General features: G+C 46.0%; 31 protein-coding genes. 25 read left to right on the top strand and 6 right to left on the bottom strand.

The genetic code is table 11. The features are described from left to right. Window positions 1–74 precede the first annotated feature (74 nt). The 5 genes from A372_RS33465 to A372_RS36235 all read right to left on the bottom strand — a co-directional run bounded on the left by A372_RS33465 (window position 75) and on the right by A372_RS36235 (window position 3863). The gene (locus A372_RS33465) at window positions 75–1262 is read right to left on the bottom strand and encodes a site-specific integrase (protein WP_019420141.1); all 1188 of its coding nucleotides are present in this window, start codon (window positions 1260–1262) and stop codon (window positions 75–77) included. Between the two features lie 20 nt (window positions 1263–1282). Then, on the bottom strand, window positions 1283–1612 hold the full coding sequence (locus A372_RS0107120; RefSeq protein WP_019420142.1) for a hypothetical protein: 330 nt from the start codon (window positions 1610–1612) through the stop codon (window positions 1283–1285). Continuing rightward, on the bottom strand, window positions 1552–2187 hold the full coding sequence (locus A372_RS33470; RefSeq protein WP_337483549.1) for an ImmA/IrrE family metallo-endopeptidase: 636 nt from the start codon (window positions 2185–2187) through the stop codon (window positions 1552–1554). Before A372_RS33470 ends, A372_RS0107120 begins: the two co-directional genes overlap by 61 nt. A gap of 68 nt (window positions 2188–2255) precedes the next feature. Then, entirely contained in the window at window positions 2256–3455 is a 1200-nt protein-coding gene (locus A372_RS0107130) for a hypothetical protein (protein WP_019420144.1), read from the bottom strand. A 15-nt stretch (window positions 3456–3470) separates the two neighbouring features. Then, on the bottom strand, window positions 3471–3863 hold the full coding sequence (locus A372_RS36235) for a helix-turn-helix domain-containing protein (RefSeq protein WP_019420145.1): 393 nt from the start codon (window positions 3861–3863) through the stop codon (window positions 3471–3473). Window positions 3864–4023: 160 nt separating this feature from the next. Here A372_RS36235 and A372_RS33475 point away from each other — a divergent pair, with 160 nt between their 5' ends. From A372_RS33475 to A372_RS0107240, 24 genes are all read left to right on the top strand, one after another. Further along, window positions 4024–4326: a helix-turn-helix transcriptional regulator gene (locus A372_RS33475; RefSeq protein WP_019420146.1), complete on the top strand. Its 303-nt coding sequence runs from the start codon at window positions 4024–4026 to the stop codon at window positions 4324–4326. Further along, on the top strand, window positions 4323–4625 hold the full coding sequence (locus tag A372_RS33480; RefSeq protein WP_019420147.1) for a hypothetical protein: 303 nt from the start codon (window positions 4323–4325) through the stop codon (window positions 4623–4625). The genes A372_RS33475 and A372_RS33480 overlap by 4 nt, the downstream gene beginning before the upstream one ends. A gap of 1 nt (window position 4626) precedes the next feature. Continuing rightward, on the top strand, window positions 4627–4872 hold the full coding sequence (locus A372_RS37230) for a hypothetical protein (protein ID WP_157259473.1): 246 nt from the start codon (window positions 4627–4629) through the stop codon (window positions 4870–4872). Between the two features lie 80 nt (window positions 4873–4952). Beyond that, a complete protein-coding gene (locus tag A372_RS0107150) occupies window positions 4953–5201 on the top strand; it encodes a helix-turn-helix domain-containing protein (protein WP_019420148.1) in 249 nt (82 codons plus the stop codon). A gap of 2 nt (window positions 5202–5203) precedes the next feature. Then, window positions 5204–5473 carry a hypothetical protein gene (locus A372_RS0107155; protein WP_019420149.1) on the top strand — a complete coding sequence of 90 codons (270 nt, stop codon included), beginning with the start codon at window positions 5204–5206 and terminating at the stop codon, window positions 5471–5473. Beyond that, entirely contained in the window at window positions 5470–5733 is a 264-nt protein-coding gene (locus A372_RS0107160) for a hypothetical protein (protein ID WP_019420150.1), read from the top strand. Before A372_RS0107155 ends, A372_RS0107160 begins: the two co-directional genes overlap by 4 nt. Before the next feature lie 366 nt (window positions 5734–6099). Then, complete coding sequence (locus A372_RS0107165; RefSeq protein WP_019420151.1) at window positions 6100–6360, top strand: hypothetical protein; 261 nt, start codon at window positions 6100–6102, stop codon at window positions 6358–6360. Then, window positions 6357–8435, top strand: a complete 2079-nt coding sequence (locus tag A372_RS0107170; RefSeq protein ID WP_019420152.1) for an AAA family ATPase — start codon at window positions 6357–6359, stop codon at window positions 8433–8435. Before A372_RS0107165 ends, A372_RS0107170 begins: the two co-directional genes overlap by 4 nt. After that, a complete protein-coding gene (locus A372_RS33485) occupies window positions 8436–9371 on the top strand; it encodes a recombinase RecT (RefSeq protein WP_019420153.1) in 936 nt (311 codons plus the stop codon). Then, window positions 9371–10078, top strand: coding sequence for an MBL fold metallo-hydrolase (locus tag A372_RS0107180; RefSeq protein ID WP_019420154.1), 708 nt, complete (start codon window positions 9371–9373; stop codon window positions 10076–10078). The genes A372_RS33485 and A372_RS0107180 overlap by 1 nt, the downstream gene beginning before the upstream one ends. Window positions 10079–10087: 9 nt before the next feature. Continuing rightward, window positions 10088–10282, top strand: coding sequence for a hypothetical protein (locus tag A372_RS0107185; RefSeq protein WP_019420155.1), 195 nt, complete (start codon window positions 10088–10090; stop codon window positions 10280–10282). Beyond that, complete coding sequence (locus tag A372_RS0107190) at window positions 10279–10473, top strand: hypothetical protein (RefSeq protein ID WP_019420156.1); 195 nt, start codon at window positions 10279–10281, stop codon at window positions 10471–10473. The genes A372_RS0107185 and A372_RS0107190 overlap by 4 nt, the downstream gene beginning before the upstream one ends. 48 nt (window positions 10474–10521) lie before the next feature. After that, window positions 10522–11541, top strand: a complete 1020-nt coding sequence (locus tag A372_RS0107195; protein WP_019420157.1) for a replication protein — start codon at window positions 10522–10524, stop codon at window positions 11539–11541. Further along, window positions 11507–12793: a replicative DNA helicase gene (locus A372_RS0107200; protein WP_019420158.1), complete on the top strand. Its 1287-nt coding sequence runs from the start codon at window positions 11507–11509 to the stop codon at window positions 12791–12793. Before A372_RS0107195 ends, A372_RS0107200 begins: the two co-directional genes overlap by 35 nt. 9 nt (window positions 12794–12802) lie before the next feature. Then, entirely contained in the window at window positions 12803–13003 is a 201-nt protein-coding gene (locus A372_RS33490) for a hypothetical protein (protein ID WP_019420159.1), read from the top strand. 108 nt (window positions 13004–13111) lie between these two features. After that, complete coding sequence (locus A372_RS37890; RefSeq protein WP_192813594.1) at window positions 13112–13333, top strand: hypothetical protein; 222 nt, start codon at window positions 13112–13114, stop codon at window positions 13331–13333. Continuing rightward, complete coding sequence (locus tag A372_RS0107210; RefSeq protein WP_019420160.1) at window positions 13248–13667, top strand: RusA family crossover junction endodeoxyribonuclease; 420 nt, start codon at window positions 13248–13250, stop codon at window positions 13665–13667. The genes A372_RS37890 and A372_RS0107210 overlap by 86 nt, the downstream gene beginning before the upstream one ends. 22 nt (window positions 13668–13689) lie before the next feature. Continuing rightward, window positions 13690–14526: a hypothetical protein gene (locus tag A372_RS35370; RefSeq protein ID WP_019420161.1), complete on the top strand. Its 837-nt coding sequence runs from the start codon at window positions 13690–13692 to the stop codon at window positions 14524–14526. A 93-nt stretch (window positions 14527–14619) separates the two neighbouring features. Beyond that, complete coding sequence (locus A372_RS0107220; RefSeq protein WP_019420162.1) at window positions 14620–16434, top strand: DNA cytosine methyltransferase; 1815 nt, start codon at window positions 14620–14622, stop codon at window positions 16432–16434. Between the two features lie 37 nt (window positions 16435–16471). Further along, the gene (locus tag A372_RS0107225; protein ID WP_019420163.1) at window positions 16472–16660 is read left to right on the top strand and encodes a hypothetical protein; all 189 of its coding nucleotides are present in this window, start codon (window positions 16472–16474) and stop codon (window positions 16658–16660) included. Between the two features lie 5 nt (window positions 16661–16665). Further along, window positions 16666–17019, top strand: a complete 354-nt coding sequence (locus A372_RS0107230; protein ID WP_019420164.1) for a hypothetical protein — start codon at window positions 16666–16668, stop codon at window positions 17017–17019. Then, entirely contained in the window at window positions 17016–17678 is a 663-nt protein-coding gene (locus tag A372_RS0107235) for a hypothetical protein (protein WP_019420165.1), read from the top strand. The genes A372_RS0107230 and A372_RS0107235 overlap by 4 nt, the downstream gene beginning before the upstream one ends. A 180-nt stretch (window positions 17679–17858) precedes the next feature. Beyond that, window positions 17859–18020 carry a hypothetical protein gene (locus A372_RS37235; RefSeq protein ID WP_157259474.1) on the top strand — a complete coding sequence of 54 codons (162 nt, stop codon included), beginning with the start codon at window positions 17859–17861 and terminating at the stop codon, window positions 18018–18020. Between the two features lie 100 nt (window positions 18021–18120). Next, window positions 18121–18609: a hypothetical protein gene (locus tag A372_RS0107240; protein WP_019420166.1), complete on the top strand. Its 489-nt coding sequence runs from the start codon at window positions 18121–18123 to the stop codon at window positions 18607–18609. Between the two features lie 150 nt (window positions 18610–18759). Here the strand turns inward: A372_RS0107240 and A372_RS0107245 are convergent, their stop codons facing one another. Next, the gene (locus tag A372_RS0107245) at window positions 18760–19416 is read right to left on the bottom strand and encodes a CatB-related O-acetyltransferase (protein WP_019420167.1); all 657 of its coding nucleotides are present in this window, start codon (window positions 19414–19416) and stop codon (window positions 18760–18762) included. Window positions 19417–19847: 431 nt separating this feature from the next. Between A372_RS0107245 and A372_RS0107250 the strand changes: the two genes are divergently transcribed. Continuing rightward, window positions 19848–20672: a hypothetical protein gene (locus tag A372_RS0107250; protein ID WP_019420168.1), complete on the top strand. Its 825-nt coding sequence runs from the start codon at window positions 19848–19850 to the stop codon at window positions 20670–20672. Window positions 20673–20718: the final 46 nt, after the last annotated feature.

Raw genomic sequence — 20718 nt, forward strand, 5'->3', positions numbered from 1 at the left:
CGATAACGGCGCGGCTTCCGGGGCTTTCGGGGGCCGCGCTTTTTCCCTTTTTAGGGGCTTCATCTACCGCTCATCTACCCTTTATCCAGATAAAGCGGATTTTCTCTGTCGATTTGGTGTCCGGTTATCGAATCACCGACGTTACGCAGCACAGCCTCCTGCAGGTTAGGCAATACATGTGAGTAAGTATCGAGCGTGACATTTATTGATGAATGACCGAGCCGTTCTTGAACTATCTTCGGGTGGATTCCGGCCTTGAGCAACAGCGTTGCATGAGTATGACGAAGATCATGGAATCGTATTTTAGGTAAGCCAGGATTTTCCTCCTGGATTTTCTTTATGATTCGATAGTAATTCCGCATCAGATTTCTTGGATTTACAGGAGTCCCTTTCGCTGTCTGGATAACAAGGCCGTGGTCATTATATAGTTGCTTAAGGACATTCTGCTCAGCCCTTTGTTTTTCAAAATGTATTTTCAATAATTCAACGGTGTTAGGGAAAAGGGCGATTGATCGAACGCTACTATCGTTTTTTGTATCATCAAAATCATACCCACCTTCTGATAATGTGTATGCTTGTCTAACCGATGCGATTTTAGTGTTCAAGTCAACATCCTCGCGAGCTAATCCGAGTATTTCAGACTTTCTCATCCCTGTCGAAGCTGCAAGCTCAAAAGCCATAAAATACTGATCATCTGCGGCTGCCTCAAGGAAAATCCGGAGTTGATGCTCATTCCAAACCTGAAATTTGGCCTTCTTGCCCTGAGGTAATTTGACAACTGTGGCGACATTTTGCGATATTTTTCCCCACTGAACAGCACGATTGAGAGCATCCAGAATCAATACATGAGCTTTCTTGATAGATCCTACCGATAGATTACATTTTTTTAGTAATGTTTTGTGGTAAAACTCATGAAGGTGTTCGGGCCTTAATTTTATAATTTGATTCTTCCCCAATTTAGGAACAATATGAGTCTTCACTAGCCATTGGTACGATTTCCATGTCCCATGTTTAACCTCTGTTTTCTTATCACGAAGCCATTCTTCCATGATTGTCCCAAATGTTTCTTTGCTTGGTTCAACATATGTGCCCTTGTTTAAGGAATTGAGAATCTCAGGAAGAGCTTTTTCCGCATCTCTTTTTCTTATAAAACCACTTTTGTTAGGCCCGCTAAACCACTTTTTTTTACGTTTTCCATTTTCATCTGTTATGTCCACGACAATGTAGTACTTGTCCCATTTTGAAGCTATATGTCCTCTCAATGTCCTACCTCCGTAGTTATTTAAAAATATCCTCTTTCCAATTTCAATACTTCTTCAACATCATCCATCCTCAAAATTAATTGCTCCACCTCCCTTCCGTAGCGAGCAGCAATTTGAGGGAGATTGATGCCAAGGTGTTCCTCGGATCCTGGTATTCGGGTCATATCATCAATCAGAACAGATACGCCTAGCATGTCACCAAAGTCTTCAGCTTCAGCTCGGGCAAAAGGGCCTGACACCTGTATGTATAAAGTTTCTGACCAGTCGAGTTCTCCCGGATCGGGTTTAATCAGCAGCTGCAGCGGTCGCACACGATCGGTGTAAAAATCGTAAAAAGCTTCAATACGCATAATAACTTCCTCCTTGAAGAGTTAGTTTTGGGACCATCCTTTGAGCTTTTTCCTGTTCCGCGATGGCTGCAAAAAAAACTCCCCGCAAACACCCGCCGGCGGATTTGCTCTAATCGCTTCTCTGCCATTTCGAAGGGAACATGAAATTCGTTTGCGATATATGCTGCTGCCTCACAGCGGCGCTCCGGAATGGGGAGGCGACATATCATAGCAAACGGCATCGAGGCATACAATGCGAATGCATCTGCCTCGTCTTCCTGCGCCTGGGTGAATTGTTCGGGCATAGTACTCTGATCGCCAGCATGCCTCAATAAGTGACATAGCTCGTGCAGGAAGTCCAACCATTGCTGAGTTGGTTCGAGACGCGAATCAATGTTCATCGAGTACATCCCTGGCTTCACTTCCAACGCTTCGCTCCCGAAACTTCCATAATATATCCAAACGTTTAATCGAACAGAAATATCCTCGATCGTGAGCTGTGAAGGTTCCGTAACGCCAATTTTGTGATAGAGCCCTTCTTGGAATTCCTCAATACGAGTCAGTTGATAGTATTTGAGCATGGTTAATGCCTCCATATATAGAATGTATGTTCGTATTTTTGGTGAAAAGAAAAGCCCGTTAGGGCTGGGAAATTGATAATAGTTTATCTCTTAATATCAAACTTCTGTTCTACTTGTGTTAAGTATGCTAGAGCCTGATATAAATAATTGTCTGAATCACCAACAATGGTTTGTATTCCCTCAATTTTTGAAGATGAAAGGTCTTCCTTCTCCAGCATTTTCTTAGCTTGTTTTATGGCTTCCAAGCGAAAGGTCAAAGCATCTTGTATTTCCACAACAAACGAACCTATTTTTTTCTTGGTTTCATCATCTAGCTCGTTGGCAGGGAGTTCTTGAATTTTTATGTAAAGTTTCTCGTATCTCTTCTGGGCTACTTTTAAATTTTTAATCCCATCAGAAAAGCCGATTGAGCCTTCACTAAGACCAGAGAATGTTTTTGACCAGAGACTTTCCCAGACAAAATCATATTCCGTCAATACAGCATCAACCTCTGGTTTGGTGGTTTGAATATAATATTTTTTTTGGGCTTCAATGGATGGAACGCTTTGATTGTCTTCAGATATTTCTTCCTTTTGGGCCTCTTCCTGTTGTTTCTGTTCTTGCGCTTCCTTCTCTTCAAGACTAGTCGTGTTTCCGTATGGTTTTTTTATGAGAAACGAATCAACCACTTTCGGAATTATTGTTTCATTTGCCTTTTCGTAATTCTGTTTAGAAACTGAAAGTGACAAAACATAAGATTTATTTCCAATTGGAATGATATATTGAGTAAGTACGACCGTTGCACCTGTTTGGGATATTTTATATTCTGCTGTCAATATTCCTGCTCTATAATTCGAATAATTTTTTTCAATAAAATTATTTTTTTTAAAATCACTTAAGCCATTTTCTTTCTCTATCAGTTTCATCGTTTCAACAGTTTTGTCTGCGATGTATCGAGCATCTGGCGCTAATAGCGGAGTATCAATCACCTCAATAATAACGTTATCTTTAAATAAAACTTCGTTATTTTGATCGACAAAACCAGCTTTTATGGTTGGGATATTTAGTGCTTCATCATATTCAGTCCAATTTGCAGGGTACTCAAACGAGAAATAATCATTTTCAAATTTACTGAAATCATCTGAATTCTTATTAGTTATGAAAGAACTTATTGTACCTAAAACGATAACTACTAAAAGGAATAGAAAAATCCCTTTAAAGACGTTACTGAACTTAAAGGAAGCAAGACCTTCCTCATCTTCTTTTGTTGATTGGGTATTGTCTTCACCACTAATTTGATTCATAGTAGCAAGTCCCCCCTATTCCCCCTGTCTTTGCCCAGGCTTCCGATCCTTCTCTTGCTTCAGAATAAATTTAAGGAATTGCCGCATCTCTGCTTTTTTCTGTTCTGGAGCATCGAGATACCCTTTAAAAAAGGCTCCATGAACATGGTTTTTCAGGAGTGCATCAAGCTCAGCATCTTCATTATTTTTACCGAGAGACGATGGGTTATCTGTACGTCCAAGCAGATAATCAGTTGTAGTATCAAGGGCATCTGCAATTTTTCTTAAAGAGTCCGGGTCGGGCTTTCTGTCATTTGTCTCGTATCGAGATAATTGAACAATTGTTAATTGGGACTTTTTTGCAAGCTCCTTTTGCGTGATATTCTGCTTTTCTCGAAGGTTTTTAATACGATCGCCAAGATTACTCATAGTTACTCCCCATTTACCATTTATAAATCAATATTACCATTGCCATATTGGTAAAAAAACAATTTTGCCAAAAAGGTAAATATTCAATTGACATTACCGAAATGGTAATTTATAATCAAATCATAACTTACCGATACGGTAATAGGATGGAGGTGGTGCTGTGAAGCGAGTAGACCTGAATAAAATAAAAAACCTCAGAAAGAATGCTGGTTTTTCGCTTGAATATATGGCTACCTTGCTTGGGTACGAAAGCGCAAATGGTTACTATTATTTAGAAATCGGAAGAGGTAAATTTTCTGCCGAAGCACTTGCAAAAGTTGCTGATATTTTGGGAGTACCAATAGACGAACTTTTTTTTGAAGAAAAAGTTACCGAAATGGTAATTAGTACTCATTCCCAGGCAAAAGAAAGTCGTTTAGCTGGACATAAGAATTTATATGAAAGGAGACGGACAGCCCCATGAGTATTCCAGCACATGATTTAGAGAGCATGAAAGCGACTCTGACTCAGGCTCTCCGAATCGTTGAAACTCTTACCAAACAACAAGTCCTGCAAGACGAAGGCATCTCAAGCGAACAACAACCAGACGAGGTTTTGACCATTCCGCAGCTCATGGCTCGTCTGAAAATTGGAAAACTAGCTATTTACGATCTTATATCTGAACCAGGTTGCCCCGTGCATTCAATAGGTGGTCCAAAACAAAAGCGAGTGATTTGGAGCGAATTCCTAGAATGGTTCAAGCAGCGCAAAGGCGCGTCATAATATGAGATTCCGTTGGTACCGGAAATCCTCCCGAGCAGCTTGTGTAACGATGACGGCCACTCGGGTAGCAGTCAAAGGAATGGACATTGAGACCGCATTGACACTCACGTTAGGAAAAGGCCACGCCAGAAATCCAGAAATGATTTCACAAAGGGAATTGCGCTCATTGAGTAAGGACGTGGCCGCTGCGCTGAAAAGGATAGAAGAAACCCGCCGGTGCGGAACGGGCGCCAGCGGGAAGCGATGAGTGGGTGCTCTTCTTACATACATCATAGATCAAGGCACCCTTTCAGCCTATTCCAAGTTGGAATAAAGGGGGTGAATCTGTTGAAGTTTGGGGCAATTATGCAAGCTTGCAGAGAGCGAGCCGGACTAAGCCAAGAAGAAATGGCGGAACGGCTTCATCGAACACAAAGCTGCATCAGCAAGTACGAGAACGACCACAAGGTGCCCGATATGCCGACTATGTTGCGCTGGGTTGAGGTAACAGGTGCAAAGGAAGTATTTGTGGCTTTCTTTTGTGGGATGGACGGTCTGTCTATCATGCAAAATATCATGACTTTTATAGGAGGATGAACATGAATAGAAAACAGTTGGTTGCACAAGCCTTACAAGCTTCCAAGCACGCTGAACACAATTTGAATGTGATTCGGGAAAACCCGGACAAGATTCTACCAGGTAGGCAAGTTGATGCAGAGGCATATCTGAACAAGATGATTAGCTTCGCAGAGGAAGAAATGAAAAACGCCCGGCAGGCAGGCCGGACGTCGTTGAGAACTCGACTTAAGTATCTCGTATCGATCATTTTATCTCCTTCTGACGAGAAACGCAAGGAGGGGACGGTGTGACTGAGGAGGACAAGCAACAATTCGCTGCGGCGCTGGCTGAGAGATATAAGCAACTTAACGATGAGTGGGACCAGGCTAGCGCGACATACTACCAGACTAGCGTAGTGCACGGGAATACAATTGGAGAATTTATAGCAGCTGATAAGCAGTACGCACTAGCATTTGAAAAATTATGCCTGTTTAATACCGTAATTGACTCTCTTCCGAACGACATTCGATTGGTGTTTTTTAAAGAGTATTCCCATCTCACAGAAAAATAGGAAATGGCAAAGCTGCGGCTTTGTCTCCCGGCGTCGCACGGTATTCTAACCTTTCTCCCGTTCGGCGTCGAGAGATGCGGCTGACGCATCAATAACACAGCAGAGGTAGGTGATAGACAGTGTCGAGACCTTGGATGCAGGAACTTATCTGGGTACGTCGTAATGACGCGGGTGTCATAGTGGGGTATAGCGAGAAACCACCACAAACTGGCGATTTAATTCCGACCGTGCCTAGAAAGGTTCAGCAAAAGACTGAACGTAAAAAAGAAAAATGACCCGTAGCAGCGGGTCATTTCGGTACATTGAAAATTCAATTGATACGGTCATTCTATCATGGGTGGCCGTTCAAACACAAGGAGGATGACGATGGGAGCAGCAATGTCACTCAATGTTTCAACGGAGAAAATCGAAGTTGTTGTGCGTCCGAAAATGAAATATTCACCGGCAATTCTCACTATCCGGTCAAAATCGGGGACCGTTGAGCTGCATGGTGATGATGAGCATTTTGCAGAGATTGAATACGCCTTGCGGCAACATCTCGAATCGCTTCGATATCCAGAAACACCGGATCAGCAGCAGATTCTGAATGCTGAACACAATCATTCCTTAGAGGAGGATATCGCATGAAACAAATCATTCTGGCGCGCCAGACAGCGCGCAACTTCAAAGGGTTTAGGAATTTCGAACTGGTAGCAAACGGTGGGGACGTTGACGTATACGGTGACAATGGGACTGGGAAAACAACCATCTTCGATAGCTTCTTATGGGCCTTGTTTGGTAAGGACAGCAGCAACCGCACAGACTTCCAAATTAAAGAGCTTGATGGGGAAGGAAACGTCCTGCAGCACGGTCTTGAACATGAGGTCGAAGTTGTACTGAGCATCGATGGCCGCAGGAAGACATTCCGCCGCGTATTCGCCGAGAAGTGGACCAAGAAGCGCGGCTCCGCTCTGGCAGAGTTCACTGGGCACATGACATCAAACTTCGTGGACGGGGTTCCGGTGAAGCAGGGTGAGTATGCTGCCGAAGTGGACGCCGTTATAAAAGAAGATATTTTCAAACTCCTTACCAACCCGGCCTTTTTTAACGAACAGTTGAAGTGGGAGCAACGGCGTAAGATCCTGCTTGAAGTTTGCGGTGATGTTACGGATGCGGAAGTTATCCATGGGAACAAGGCGTTAGAGAAGCTTCCGGCCATTCTAGGCGACCGGAGCATCGAGGACCACCGTAAGGTTATCGCTGCTCGTCGGGCTGACATCAATAAGGAACTGGACAAGATTCCAATCCGCATCGATGAGGCTCGCCGAAGCGCTCCGGACATTGCGGAACTGGACGAGGAACTGCTGCACGAGGATATCCTAACCATTCGCTCCCGGATCGTTGCCAAGGAAGAAGAGCTTACTCGCATCCAAGCAGGTGGGGAGATTGCTGTCAAGGAGAAGCGGTTGCGGGAAATTGAAAGTCAGTTGCTTGAAATCAAGACACGTCTACAGTCAGATGTGATGGGCCGAGTGGCCGCCAAACGTGAAACCGTAGACGCGATCCATCGTGAGGAGGATGCCCTCCGCCGGCAAGTTGATGACGCTCAACATCGTATCGAGCTGAACCAGCGGAATGTGAATAGTAGGGAAGCAGAAGCACAGCGCCTTCGTGAAAAATGGTCAGAAGTGAACGGCCAAGAAATGCCAGAGCATCACCACGACGAAAATTGTCCTACTTGCGGTCAGTCTCTGCCGGAAGAGCAAATACAAGCAGCACACGTCAAAGCGCTAGCTGCTTTCAATACAGGGAAAGCGAAGCGTTTGGAACAAATCTCTGCCGAGGGGAAGGAAGCAACGGCGGACGCCAAGCGCCTAAAACTAGAAATTGAGCGGCTCACCTTTGCCCTGGAAGAGGATCAGCGGGCGCTGGAGAAGAAGCAAGGCGAGTTTGCCGCTGCTGAAGCAGAACTGGCCGCTCTTCGTGCAAGTGTACAAGTTCCAACTACCAACCCAGAATATCAACGCCTGCAGGATGAAGTTAACAACATCCGCCGAGAGATTGAACAGCTTCGGTCGTCGGCTTCGGTAGCAATGGCGACGGTCCGAGAAGAGATCCAAGGGCTCCGATCGGAAGTAGAACTACTCGAGGGAGACAAAGCTAAATTTGCCCAAGTGAAGACGACAGAACAACGAATTGTCGAGTTGGAAAAGCAGGAGAAGGCGTTGGCTTCCGAGTTCGAACATTTAGAACACGAGCTATTCCTTACAGAAGAATTTATCCGGACGAAGGTTACCATGCTTGAAACGAAAATCAATTCAAAATTCCGCTATGCACGGTTCAAACTCTTCGAGCAACAGATTAACGGCGGGCTCAAAGAAGTTTGCGAAACCACGTACCGCGGCGTGCCTTATGACGGTGGGCTGAATAATGCGGCGCGGATCAACGTTGGAATAGACATCATTAATACTCTATCTGAGCATTACGGATTCTCAGCACCGATATTCGTTGACAACGCCGAGGCCGTGACCAAACTGTTTGACACGGATTCGCAAGTGATTAGATTAATAGTTCCTCCGACATTTGATAGTTTGCCGGCTGAGACAAAGGAAGAGCTAATTAAACTGTATGGAAGTTATGAAGAAGCAAGTGCTGTTTGGAAAAATAAAAACGAGCAGCTTCGCGTCGAAACGAAAGAACAACAATTTCAGGAGGCGATTTAATTGAGTAATGCAAACCAACTTGCAATGGTTAAACGTGACACTGTCGATGTTGTAGCCGATAGAGTCCGTCAGTTTCAAGAACGCGGGGAAATTCACTTCCCCGCGAACTATAGCCCGGAAAACGCAATGAAGTCTGCTTGGCTTTTGCTTCAAACGGTACAGACAAAGGATTACAAGCCGGTATTAGAGGCTTGTACACGTGACAGTATAGCTAATGCGCTGCTGGACATGGTTGTTCAAGGACTCAACCCCGCTAAGAAACAAGGTTACTTTATTGCTTATGGCAAGAATCTAACATTTAAGCCCAGTTATTTTGGCACAATGGCGGTCACAAAGCGAGTGACCGATGCTGAGGAAATCGACGCTCAAGTGATTTATGAGGGTGACGAATTTGAGTTCGAGATCGCTCGAGGACGAAAGAAGATCACGAAGCACAAGCCGAGTTTTGCCAACATTGATGATAACAAGATTGCCGGTGCATATTGCACGATATATTGGGCGAATGGCAAGGAATTCACCGAAATTATGACTATTAAAGAGATTCGGCAATCTTGGAAAAAGTCGAAACAAAACCCTGATAAAGAGGGAAGCACGCATAACGAATTCCCCGGTGAAATGGCAAAGCGAACGGTCATCAACCGGACCTGTAAGGCATACATGAACACATCTGACGATGGCAGCCTCATCATGAAGCATTTTCATCGTGGTGACGAAGCTATTGCAGAAGCCGAGGTTGAGGAAGAAATCGCAGAGCGGTCAAATGGCGAAATCATAGATATTACTCCAAACGACGATAATGTCAGACCGTCAGAACTGGAACAGAATAACAAAGAGACCCAACGGTCGACAAGAAAGAAACAAGAAGCTGAACCGAAACAGGATGAGATTGACTTCGAAGATTTTGAGAAGTCACTCGACGAAGGACCTGATTTCTGATGATTGATATCCAACCTCTCGGTTCCAGCAGCGCGGGTAACGCCTATCGGGTGACCGATGGACAGACGGCCCTCCTGCTGGAAGCCGGGCTCCGGTACAAGGACATTCAGCGGGCGTTGGAATTTCGTATGTCGGATATCGATGCTTGCCTCATCACTCACGACCATGGAGACCACAGCAAGTCCGCCAAGGACGTCATGAAGGCAGGAATCAATATCTATACCGGACAGGGCACTGCCGACGCTCTGGGGCTCTTAGGGCATCGCCTGCGGCCTGTGGTGGCCCGACAGCAGTTTACCATAGGCACATGGACCATTCTTCCGTTCGAAGTTGAACACGACGCTGCAGAACCACTAGGTTTCCTACTGGCGAACCAGGCAGGGGACAAGCTGCTGTTCGCTACCGATACGTATTACGTTCGATACAGGTTCAGTGGACTGACGCACATTATGGTCGAGTGCAATTACTCGATGTCGATCTTGCGTGAGAATATCGCTGCTGGACGTGTGCCGGCAGCCATGAAAAATCGGTTGCTACGCTCACATTTCAGCCTAGAGAACGTGTTGGATTTTCTTCGGGCGAATGACCTGCAGCGAGTTCAGGAGATATGGTTGCTCCATTTGTCCGACAACAACAGCGACGAAGAACTATTCAAGCGTGAGGTACAGGCACTGACCGGGAAGATGGTCCGGGTGGCTGAAAGGTAGGCGGTTAACGTGAACGAATTAGCCAATCAACCTTATATAAAAAGCATGATTGGGGATCGCATTTGGCAGTTGAAAGACACTGACCCGGAAGCCTTCAAATGCGAGGTTCGAGCGTACTTCGAACGAGGTTATCCGGGATGGACGGTCGTTCGAGCGAAGTACCCGTTCATATACTTGCGAGACGATAGGGAGAGGGTTCAGTGAGTGGTTACGTTCAGTTAGAACTGTTTACTGAAAGTGAGCCGTTGCCGGTGCTAAATGGCATGTACTATGAGCGCAGCACCGAGCGATTTGTTTCATTCGTGCTTGGTCGGCGACATTATGAGGTTTCAGCCAAGCGCTGCTTCTTGGACAAAGCGTGGCAAGAAAAAACGAAGAGGGAACGTGCTATTTGAACACTATTAGCGGGATTAAATACGGCACGTAGGAGGGGGTGAAAGTCGGTGGATTCCAGCGTAAATCCCCAACCAGACGACCCGCATATACGAATTGCGCATGTAATACACCGAGAAATGATCCGCCGGAAGTTTAATCAGCGGCAGCACGATATTATCAATTTCATACTGACGCTGAGCTGGGGGTGCGGAAAGCCATCGGCGATCATTCCTCAATTGAAGGATTTTGGATTATGTGGAGTCGGGAGTAATCATATTCGAGGCGCACTTGAAACGCTGGTTGAAAATAAAGTGATTTTTTGGGAGAGAAGTTTGAATGCTTTCCAAATTAACAAGCACTACGACCAGTGGACGATCGACGCAGTTGGAAGTTTTGACCCAAAAAAAATGAAAGAACTAATCAAGTTAAATATCGAAAATCGGTCTCCTAACCTGTCGAAAAAAGTTCCCGAAAAGGGAAATGACTTCCCGAATCAGGAACCGAAAAACGATTCCCAAAAAGGGAACCCGATTCCCGAATCGGGAAATGACTTCCCAAAAAGGGAAACGGGTATTTCCCAAATCGGGAACTCTTCACTTCCCAAATCGGGAAACGTAAAACGCGATTATCCCTGTCATATCAAGGCTCGCGGGGCGTCGAAAGCAATTATTAAAGCAATTATTAAAAGAAGTAGTAGTAATAAAGATACTGTAACTGAATTAGATACAGAGTCATCCAACAGCAGCAGCAACCCTGAATTTTCGTTCGGTTACATATTCCGGGCATATGAAAAAAACTTCACAGAACAAGGTCAAGTTACTGACTTCGAAGTTGAGGATCTTGGATTCCTTTTCGATGATTATGGCGGGGAGTGGCTGTTGAACGCAATGCGAGAGGCAGTGCGGCACAAAAAAAAGACGCTTGCTTATGTTGGAGGCATTCTAAAGGGATACCAAAAGAGAGGCGGTCCGCAGGCGAACATACAAAACTCAGAGCAGACGGAAACGATTGTTCAAGACGATGACCCAATCACGATTTTGATGAGAAAGGCAGATGAGAAGCGACTTGCTGAATACGGAGCTACTTGAAGCAGAAATTCTTGGGGCATTCTTTTTAGACCCTTCACTCGTTGGAGAAGTCGCGGTAACCATTCAACCGGAAGTGTTTGCTCAGCCGCAACATCGTAATCTCTTGAAAATGATTCAGGAATTGAATAAGCGGCAGCAGGAACTCTCTTTAACGACACTCGCAACCGTATTTGAGAAGCATATCGGAAAAGTGGGTGGTGTCTCCTACCTTTCACGCCTCATCAGCTCCACGGCTACCACGGCGAAGCTTGAGGATAACGTTAGGCAACTGATTGAATCGGATGCCCGGCGCAAAGCAATGGCGCTGACTAAGGAATACCATGCCAAGTTTGCTGACCCAGCTGCAGGCGGATTTGAGGAAATTCTGGACGAGTTCGAACAGCGTACGCTTGATATTCGACCAAAGGCTTTGAAGGCGGATACGACTGTCGATGACATCATCGGTTGGTATGAAGACTTGGTACTTAAAGCGCAGGATCCGACTCGAGCACTTGGTATTATGACTGGCTGGGAAGCGTTGGACCGGATGACTCTCGGCTTTCAGCGGACAAATCTCATCATAGTCGGGGCTCGGACGAGCATGGGGAAATCAGCTGTTGCCAACGAAATCAAGATGCGAGCAACTAGACGAGGGCACAAAGTAGCGGATTTTAGCTTGGAGATGTCTAAGGAGCAAATCTATAACCGGATGATTGCCAACATGTGCAACATACCGCTGCAGGCGTTACGGTCCGGGAATTTGACTCCGCAACAACTCGAGCGAATATCGTCACAAATGGACTTGCTGAGAAAAATTCATATCGACGATAGCCGAGGCGTAACTGCCGAGTATATCTGCTCCGAAATGAGACGGTTGAAACGGCAGGATGGGCTAGACCTTGTCGTTGTGGACTACTTGCAAGAAGTGGTCGAACCAGCTGAACGGAACGATAACAGTGGTTCAGGGCTACACCGTGTATGCCAAAAGTTACGGAAAGCCGCGAAAGATTGTGACTGTGCTCTTATCGGGCTGTCCCAAGTCAAACAGAGCGTAGAGGAACGGCAAAACAAGCGTCCGTTAATATCCGATTTGTCTGGCAGCGCGGCAATAAGCGCAGTAGCAGACGATATCATCCTGTTGTATCGGGATGAATACTACAATCCGGACACGTCAGACAGAGGCGTTTTGGAAGTGAATCTAGCGAAGCAAAGAAACGGCCCGACCGGGCTTGTGAAAATGCAGTTCCACAAAGACTATCAGCAAATTGCATAGGAGGAGACCATGGGCGGCAGACCTTGGAGCAGGTGGAATGTATACGAGTACATGAAGTACCGCTTCGAACGAACGTATCAGGTACCAACCCGGGAAGAACTCGAAACGGAATTCGTTACGATCGAGTCCGACGAGCTCAACGAAGGCATTCGGGAATTTGAACTTCGAATAGGAGGTAATCACGGTGTATCAAATCGCTGTGAATGGTAGATGCATTGGTGTTCAATTGTCTTGGGACGAGGCGAAAGAAATCGTCGAAAGACTGAAATACACAATCTTGGGGATAGAAATAAAGCCCTTCAAGGGGGGCTGCAGCTCATGAAAGCAATTGACCCGATGTTCCAGCGCAGTTTGTTTTACACGGTGATTGGCGATGACGGCTTCACGATCGGAGAGGTTTACGTGCTTGAACGAGGGCTGCTGCCTAAGCAGTCAAAAAAGGAGGGGAGACGGATTGATACAGTTCACGGTTTACGGCGAGCCGGTAGCCCAGGGACGTCCCCGAGCAACTCAGATGGGCGGATTCATACGGATGTATGACCCAGCTAAATCACGTGACTATAAGGATTATGTTCGCCTCGCAGCTGGGGAAAATGCACCAGAGGCTTTACTCGAAGGACCGCTTGGCATGGTACTACACGTATATCGAACGATTCCCAAAAGCTTTAGCAAGAAGAAGGCTTCGGCTGCCGAAGCGGGCGAAATTCGGCCCACATCAAAGCCGGATGCTGACAACTACCTGAAAGGGGTGAAGGATGCCCTGAAAGGAGTCATCTGGCGAGATGATAGCCAGGTTGTTGAAGTACTAGTTACAAAACGCTATAGTGCACGTCCCCGTATTGAGGTCAAAATAAAAGATTTATCCCAAAAATAAAAATGAGAGGATAGTGATTTGAATGCAAGATATGGCGAGATTTAAAGCTGAACTCGGTAAAAAAATGACTGTAGGAGATAAAGAAGTAGAAATCAAATTATTGGTTCCGCTCAAGGCAGTTCAAGAAAACTTTTTGTTTCTGAGCAGCAAACAAGGTAGCGAAATAAATGTTATATTCGGCGATCCTCAGGCATCTATGCGATTCGATGAAGAAGAAATGCTGCATCCTTACCGTGGCCGCTATTTCACGGCTGACCGTTCCGGAGTTGTCACAAACATTCAGCGTAAGGATGACGACGAGGATGACGAGAATCAAGGGGACTTGTTAGAACAAAATGCTGATGGTGAGGAGACGGAGACCGACGCTGGTGAAGAGGTTGAGGGGGAAGCAACTCCTGACGAGACTCGGGGCACTCCAGAGTCGGGTGAAGGCGAACAGGAAGATAGCACCGAGGAATCTGTGGATTCTGATACGCCAGAGTGGATGCGTGAATCTGATAACGGAGAAATCAACTTCGAATCCGAAGAATCTGGTACGGACGAAGCCGGCACGTCAGAGGAAGTTAGCGAGCAGCAGGAAACGGAGAATGCCGAGGAGCAGGGCACGGAAGACGCCGCTAACACCGCCTCTGCTGAGGTTGATAAAGAGGCGTTGGAGCAGTTTATTCTCGAGCAACGTCCGGTATTCGACGAGATTCCTATCGACTTCCCGGCTCTGCTCGAAAAACGTCTGAATCTGAACAAGACTTGGCGTGAAATCGCCAATGAAGCGGGAATGACGAGCGGTCAACTCAGCAGCAAGTGGTCTGCTTACAAAAAGCGTGCGGCAGAGAAGATGAAAGACGGCGGGGCGGCGTAAATAACTTTCAGTACACCCACGGTCCAGCGGGGCTCGCGGCGGACGATTGCGGCCGCTGGACCGAACGTATGATCTTCTTCTGGAGGGATGGACATGGGGGAAGCAGCACTCATTAACGACAATATTCAGTATAAAACGGCTGCCATTCTCTTCGGTGGCATCGGCGGAAAAACCCGGGGATTGATGCAATCACAGGTTGAGTACGCTGGCATGGTGTATAAGTTCAAGATTCTTTGCTCGATCGACTGTGACCCAGTCGCAAACCATAATCATGACCTTATTGCTGGCGAGAAAACGGGCGTCACAATGGATTTATTCACTCGGAAGCAATACATCGCTTGGAATGGTGAAGAACCCCCGCCCGAATGGCGTGAGGTAACGCCGTGGGATGTTTGGGTAGCGTTCGGGAAGCAGGTTCCGTTCTTCCTCTTTACGTCGCCGCCCTGCAAAGGACTATCGGGCCTGCTGCCGGAAAAGTCGGCCAAAACAGAAAAGTACCAAGCACTTAATGAGTTGACGGTACGAGGCATCGAGCTTACACTGCGGGCTTGCCTTGAATACGGCGATGGAGTGCCCGCCATCATCCAGCTTGAGAACGTCCCGAGAATACAGTCTCGTGGGAAGAAACTTCTTAATCAAATCAAAAGATTGCTGCAGAGTTACGGTTACGCAGTAGATATGCGGGCCGATCACAATTTAGGAGAAGTTGGCGGTCTTGGGCAGAACAGAGTTCGCTTTCTGATTATGGCGAGACATGAGAAGAAGATTCCTAATTTTATTTTTTATCCGGAGAAGAAGAAGCTTAAAACGCTCGGCGATGTTATCGGCCCATTGCCATTACCCGGAGATACAATAGCCGGTGGCCCGATGAACCGACTTCCTCGGCTTCAATGGAAAACGTGGGCAAGGCTTGCACTCATTCGCGCTGGTGGCGACTGGCGGGACCTACAGGACATCCCGTATGAACAATACCGCATTGTACATGAAGCCCGCGGCGGAGCATATGGGGTTGAGGACTGGAACGAACCAAGTCGTACGGTCACAGGGACAGCGGGGCCGGGTCGCAGTAATGGAGCGGCGGCGATATCTGACCCACGTTTCGGATTTAAGGACAGAACGCATGCGGCCATATATCGGGTGAGCCGTTTTGATGAGCCCGGGCCAACAGTAACCGGTGCTCACCGCCCAAACAACGGGGCTATCAGTATTTCCGACCCACGGCTCACAAACCGGGAAGGAAGGCATCCGGGAGTGTACCGGATAGTCCGGATGGACGAGACAGCACCATGTATCACGGGGACAAGGTTCGGAAGCGGGGCGCTGGCGGTTTCCGACCCACGCCTGTCCAATCTCCAGCAACGCTATACCGACAAATACCGGATGCAAGACTGGGACAGTCCAGCGGCTACGGTGACGGGGGTAACGGACGTACAGAGCGGCGCCCAGCTGGTCGCGGACATTCGGTTAGGCTGCTCACCGCGCTCAGGTTCCTACGGTGTCCAACAATGGGATGAGCCAGCAAAGACAGTGACCGGCAGCGGCGATATTCATTCTGGCGCCACGGCAGTCGCCGATCCGCGCTTTCCAGCTGATACAGAACGGGGCGTGTTTATTATTATCGCCGAAGACGGAACGTGGCACCGCCCACTCACGACTTTTGAGCTTGCCATGATTCAGACCTTTCCGCAGTTTCTTCCGGACGGAAGGCCGTTTCAACTGGAAGGGTGCAGCGATGCGAAAGCCCGTGAGTACATCGGGAACGCTGTTCCTCCAGATGCTGCAGAGGCGATGGGGAATGTTATTCTGCTGGCGGCTGCACAGGCCGAAGCGCAAGATACCTTCATGTTGACTTGGGAAGCGGTTTGGGTTTCTCCAGAAGAAACGCTTGTGCCGGCGGTGATACATTGATGACAACAACTTTATAACAACGAGGAGAACGAATGATATGAAAACTGTGTCATGGAACTATATCGATGCGGAAACCACACGGGAAAATTGGATGATGAAAGCTGAGAACACCTTCGTACTGGTGGTAGAAGGTGAGGACGATGAACATCTGCATTTGACCCGTGACGAAACTGTTGACCTTATTCATCAATTGCAAGAACACTTGGAACAACTGGAAGGAAAGTGATCGGGATGAAAGAGATTGAAAAGGCACTGTGTCGGGAACTAACCGATATTGAGCGACGTTATCTTGACTGGATCGCGGGCTTAGACAAAGAGACGAATGAAGTTATCCATGGCTTGCTGTGGGACCTGTGGCGGGCAGGGCAAAAAGATGCAACTGCTGCCCGTGAAGTAGTATCCCTATTTCCTCGGCAGCCGGCCAAAAAGGACGGCTGGGAGATATCTACGGATTTCTTAATGGATATTAGAAGTAAGGCTACTGAGTTAGGTATGTTTGAAAGTTGTCCATCTTGGGGAGATATAGAAGCTGTTCTTCTGGCGTTGGAAGCCATACAGCGCATACAAGAGGAGGCAAAGGGATGAAGTTAACCCAGAAAAGAGTAGATTGGGCGCGCGACAAAATGAAAGAGCTCCGCAGAGTATGTGAAGAACGTGAATACGATGTGGAAGTTGCTCTGGCCGTTGAGTTTTCCGACAAGCTGAATGATTACCTTCAGGAGGCGTGGAAAGAAGTTGAACGTCTCACAAAAAGGATGGTATACAACCAAGGGCAGGCGGTAAAGGCATGGTCGGAAGTCGAGGAGTTACGGGAAAAGCTCCAAGACGCACTAACCGCAAACTGCGAGAATCCACTTAGAGAAAGCTACGAACCACATACAGTCCGGGGTGAAGGAATCATGAGCTATACTCGTGAACAACTTGAACAGATGAGGGACGAGGAGATTAGAAAGATGGCGTGCGTGTTAGCGTGGACGGAATCGAACATATTTGATCCTCTTAGCTATTGGCAGGATGCATCCATACTTTGGGATGCCGCTCTTCAACACGACCCAGAAGAGTATGTGCGTAACTTGTTTAGAGTCTATTATGAAACGGATGATGGCGATATGAGCCGGGTAGGGGAAGACATCATCGCAGAATTATTCCAAGCCACGCGCCGGAAGCGGGCCATAGCAGCCATACTCACCCTACAGCAGGGAGGTACAGGGGAATGGGCCTTAAAGCTGATTATCAACGCATGAAATCTGCCTTGCAAAACATTTTGGACATATCACACGATGCATTTGCTGTTTCGCAGGCGCGATATGGGCTAGGCAAAAGTAAGTGTTCGGCGTGTAATGGCCGAGGGTATACGGGATCGGAAAACCATCCTGAGTGTCCAGTATGTAATGGAGACGGATATCTGGATGGAGGCTTGACGGATGAGTAGAGCAACATGCGAATTGTGCAAAGAAAAACCAGCCGTGTACGGTATGAAAAATAGAATGAACGGAAATAAGCTGGCAGTCTGCTGCTGTTGCTACACGGAAGTATGGGGGAAAGAGGGGAGTAAGGATGGTTCATTCGTCAATCCTTCCGATTAAAAGATAAAAGACGGCCCCCGCTAATCCGTGGCAGGGCTGCGGGGGCGTCTTGTAAGAAACCTTTCATTCCAAATATACCATACAAAGGGGAATGAGGGGAATGGCGATGGAGTGGGCACAGGGTGAGTTGTTTGCAGTAGCATCCAAAGAAGAATTCGAACGCACGAAGTTCCTTCTCGAAAAATATAAAAATATGTGCATGCTCATGAACGATTTCGAAAAATTTGAGCGGGATTTGGAGCAGGTAGCTATTGATGGTGAAGCAGCTCGCCGGATCGACCAAGATGAACTGCACGCGGACAAGACTGCGAACGCCACCATTCTGATCGAAAAGCAACGCTGGGTATATCAGCAGTATCAGTTTTATACGCATCAGCTTCAAAGGGCATGGGGGCTTATCCAGGATGAGGATGCCAAGAAGGCGATCGATTACAGATACATTCAGGGCTATTCGTATAAGGAGACGCTACTGTTCTTCCGGCACAGCTTATCAGACAGTACGATCCGGCGGAAGATCGGTGAGGGAGCCGAGAGCATGGCCAACACGTTGAAACTGATGGGGTTCTTCGAACAGGATGAGGATTTTTGAACAGTAGAGACAAACTGAGCAGTGATGAGTTTTCATTAAATTGTAACTATCTCAAAAAAATTAGTCCCTTCTTAATTTAGCTATTAAGAAGGGACTATGGCTTATTAATCTTATTCGTTTTTATTCAATGAGGTGCTCTAGATTTAAACCTTATGGTTTTATTTCCCTTTGATAAAAGTCATATAATTGATTAATGGAGGAACTTGACAAGATATGATTGGCCCGTTCAATTTTCTCGCGTTCCCAATCGAACCAACGCATTTCCTTTAACATTTCGATTTCTTTGTCTGTAAAGCGTTTCTTTATCTCTTTAGCAGGGTTACCGCCTACTATCGTATATGGTGGGACATCTTTTGCAACAACCGATCCAGCCGCAATAATGGCACCTTCACCTATTGTCACACCGGGCATAATCATTGCATTCATGCCAATCCAGGCATCACTTTCGATGATTGTATCTCCTTTTGTTTTGTAAGAAGTTTCAATTTGCTCCACAAATGGATACACGGTAATCCATTCAGAATGATGATTGTGATTTCCACCCATTAAAATAATTACACCACTCGCAATGCATACGTAATTACCTATAATCAACTTATCTATATGCCAACCATAGTCTTCGATGGGGTTAAATAACTTTCTTGATTTTTCATCCCCCCATAGGTATCTAACGCACCCATCTTCAAAATCATGATTATCGTAATAACCAGAATAGTAAGAGTAATCCCCTACTTTAATCATTGGGTTCGTGACAATATCCTTTAGATACTTAATTTCAGACCAGTGGTCAAATCGATGTTGTTTCATTCTTTTCCCTCGCTTCTAAGTAGTATAAATCATTTTTTACTTAGAAGCTTAATGCCGTAGCAACATTCTTAAACCGTTTCAAACGACGAACCATCGTCCTCATCCTTTTCCTATTTGTTGGTGAGATTGTAACAAACGAATTATCAGTTCGTCAAACTCACTGTCCGAATATAAAGTGAAATTTTTGACCCTTATATGAGCACAACCTGACTGTAAACTGACCCAAAGTTGAACACCACCTGACGATTTTGCCATGTTACGATAGGAGCATAGAAAAAGGAGAGAATGACACGCACGGCTGCATGAATGCGGCATATGACCGGGGCGTAACTCTTCTCGCTTGTTCTTATTTTCTTTGAATAGGAGATTAACATCGTAAAATATGTTAAGAATGGGTTAATGAAAAAAATACGAAAGTTAGGTGCTCCTACGTGAAGAAATTGTTATTTGTAACAGACCTTTACTATCCAGCTAAAGGTAGAAATTATTATGAAGAAGACCTGTACCTCACTTCCCAACTTAGAGAAGATTTTGACTTGATTATTTGCCATCCGGAGGATATCGAGAGCTTCGAGGATGTTGTCGATTTAATCGTCTTTCGAAATGCAGGCCCTGTTGCCAATTTTAAAGAAAAGTATCAAGCTTTTCGTAAGAGAATAGTGGACAAGCAATTAAATACTTACAATTCATTTAATGGCAAAGCAGATATGAATGGAAAAGAGTATTTGCTGGAATTAACAAATGTGAATTTCTCTGTTATACCCACGATAGATTCCGTTGAAAATGTTAAATATCTACCCAATGTTGAACACTTCATTGTTAAACCAAAAGATGGCGCCGATTCCATTGGCATGAAGCGAATTTCTCAAGAAGAACTAATATATGAGATTGATAATGAGAACTATAGTATCCTGGTGCAGCCGTTTATCCCCTTTGAATACGAGGTATCCTTTTACTTCATTGACAAGGATTTTCAGTACGCATTGTATGCACCTGATAAAGATAAGCGTTGGGAATTGAAAGAATATACACCTACTGAACAAGATTTATCTTTTGCTCAGAAGTTTATTGATTGGAATAACATTGACTGTGGTATTCAACGTGTGGATGCGTGTCGCACACCATCAGGAGAACTACTGTTAGTTGAATTGGAGGACTTAAATCCTTATCTGTCTCTGTTGGAACTTTCTCCTGAAACTCGCGCCGAGTTTATTCGAAACATGAAGAAATCTTTAATAAAAGCCCTGAGAGCCTAACTTTGGGATAAACCCATATCCTTCCGTTGATAGTAACGAAATGATT

The sequence above is a fragment of the Paenibacillus sp. OSY-SE genome, from assembly GCF_000283315.1.
Taxonomy (GTDB): Bacteria; Bacillota; Bacilli; order Paenibacillales; family Paenibacillaceae; genus Paenibacillus_B; species Paenibacillus_B profundus.

Coding starts and splice junctions, on each gene's coding strand:
- A372_RS36235 (WP_019420145.1), bottom strand. CDS start 3,863: ATGAGTAATCTTGGCGATCGTATTAAAAACCTTCGAGAAAAGCAGAAT.
- A372_RS0107220 (WP_019420162.1), top strand. CDS start 14,620: ATGGGGGAAGCAGCACTCATTAACGACAATATTCAGTATAAAACGGCT.
- A372_RS0107170 (WP_019420152.1), top strand. CDS start 6,357: ATGAAACAAATCATTCTGGCGCGCCAGACAGCGCGCAACTTCAAAGGG.
- A372_RS33470 (WP_337483549.1), bottom strand. CDS start 2,187: ATGGAGGCATTAACCATGCTCAAATACTATCAACTGACTCGTATTGAG.
- A372_RS33490 (WP_019420159.1), top strand. CDS start 12,803: ATGGGCGGCAGACCTTGGAGCAGGTGGAATGTATACGAGTACATGAAG.
- A372_RS0107225 (WP_019420163.1), top strand. CDS start 16,472: ATGAAAACTGTGTCATGGAACTATATCGATGCGGAAACCACACGGGAA.
- A372_RS0107200 (WP_019420158.1), top strand. CDS start 11,507: ATGAGAAGCGACTTGCTGAATACGGAGCTACTTGAAGCAGAAATTCTT.
- A372_RS0107165 (WP_019420151.1), top strand. CDS start 6,100: ATGGGAGCAGCAATGTCACTCAATGTTTCAACGGAGAAAATCGAAGTT.
- A372_RS0107240 (WP_019420166.1), top strand. CDS start 18,121: ATGGCGATGGAGTGGGCACAGGGTGAGTTGTTTGCAGTAGCATCCAAA.
- A372_RS37890 (WP_192813594.1), top strand. CDS start 13,112: ATGAAAGCAATTGACCCGATGTTCCAGCGCAGTTTGTTTTACACGGTG.
- A372_RS0107230 (WP_019420164.1), top strand. CDS start 16,666: ATGAAAGAGATTGAAAAGGCACTGTGTCGGGAACTAACCGATATTGAG.
- A372_RS35370 (WP_019420161.1), top strand. CDS start 13,690: ATGCAAGATATGGCGAGATTTAAAGCTGAACTCGGTAAAAAAATGACT.
- A372_RS0107155 (WP_019420149.1), top strand. CDS start 5,204: ATGAATAGAAAACAGTTGGTTGCACAAGCCTTACAAGCTTCCAAGCAC.
- A372_RS37230 (WP_157259473.1), top strand. CDS start 4,627: ATGAGATTCCGTTGGTACCGGAAATCCTCCCGAGCAGCTTGTGTAACG.
- A372_RS0107180 (WP_019420154.1), top strand. CDS start 9,371: ATGATTGATATCCAACCTCTCGGTTCCAGCAGCGCGGGTAACGCCTAT.
- A372_RS33480 (WP_019420147.1), top strand. CDS start 4,323: ATGAGTATTCCAGCACATGATTTAGAGAGCATGAAAGCGACTCTGACT.
- A372_RS0107120 (WP_019420142.1), bottom strand. CDS start 1,612: ATGCGTATTGAAGCTTTTTACGATTTTTACACCGATCGTGTGCGACCG.
- A372_RS0107245 (WP_019420167.1), bottom strand. CDS start 19,416: ATGAAACAACATCGATTTGACCACTGGTCTGAAATTAAGTATCTAAAG.
- A372_RS0107130 (WP_019420144.1), bottom strand. CDS start 3,455: ATGAATCAAATTAGTGGTGAAGACAATACCCAATCAACAAAAGAAGAT.
- A372_RS37235 (WP_157259474.1), top strand. CDS start 17,859: ATGAGTAGAGCAACATGCGAATTGTGCAAAGAAAAACCAGCCGTGTAC.
- A372_RS0107235 (WP_019420165.1), top strand. CDS start 17,016: ATGAAGTTAACCCAGAAAAGAGTAGATTGGGCGCGCGACAAAATGAAA.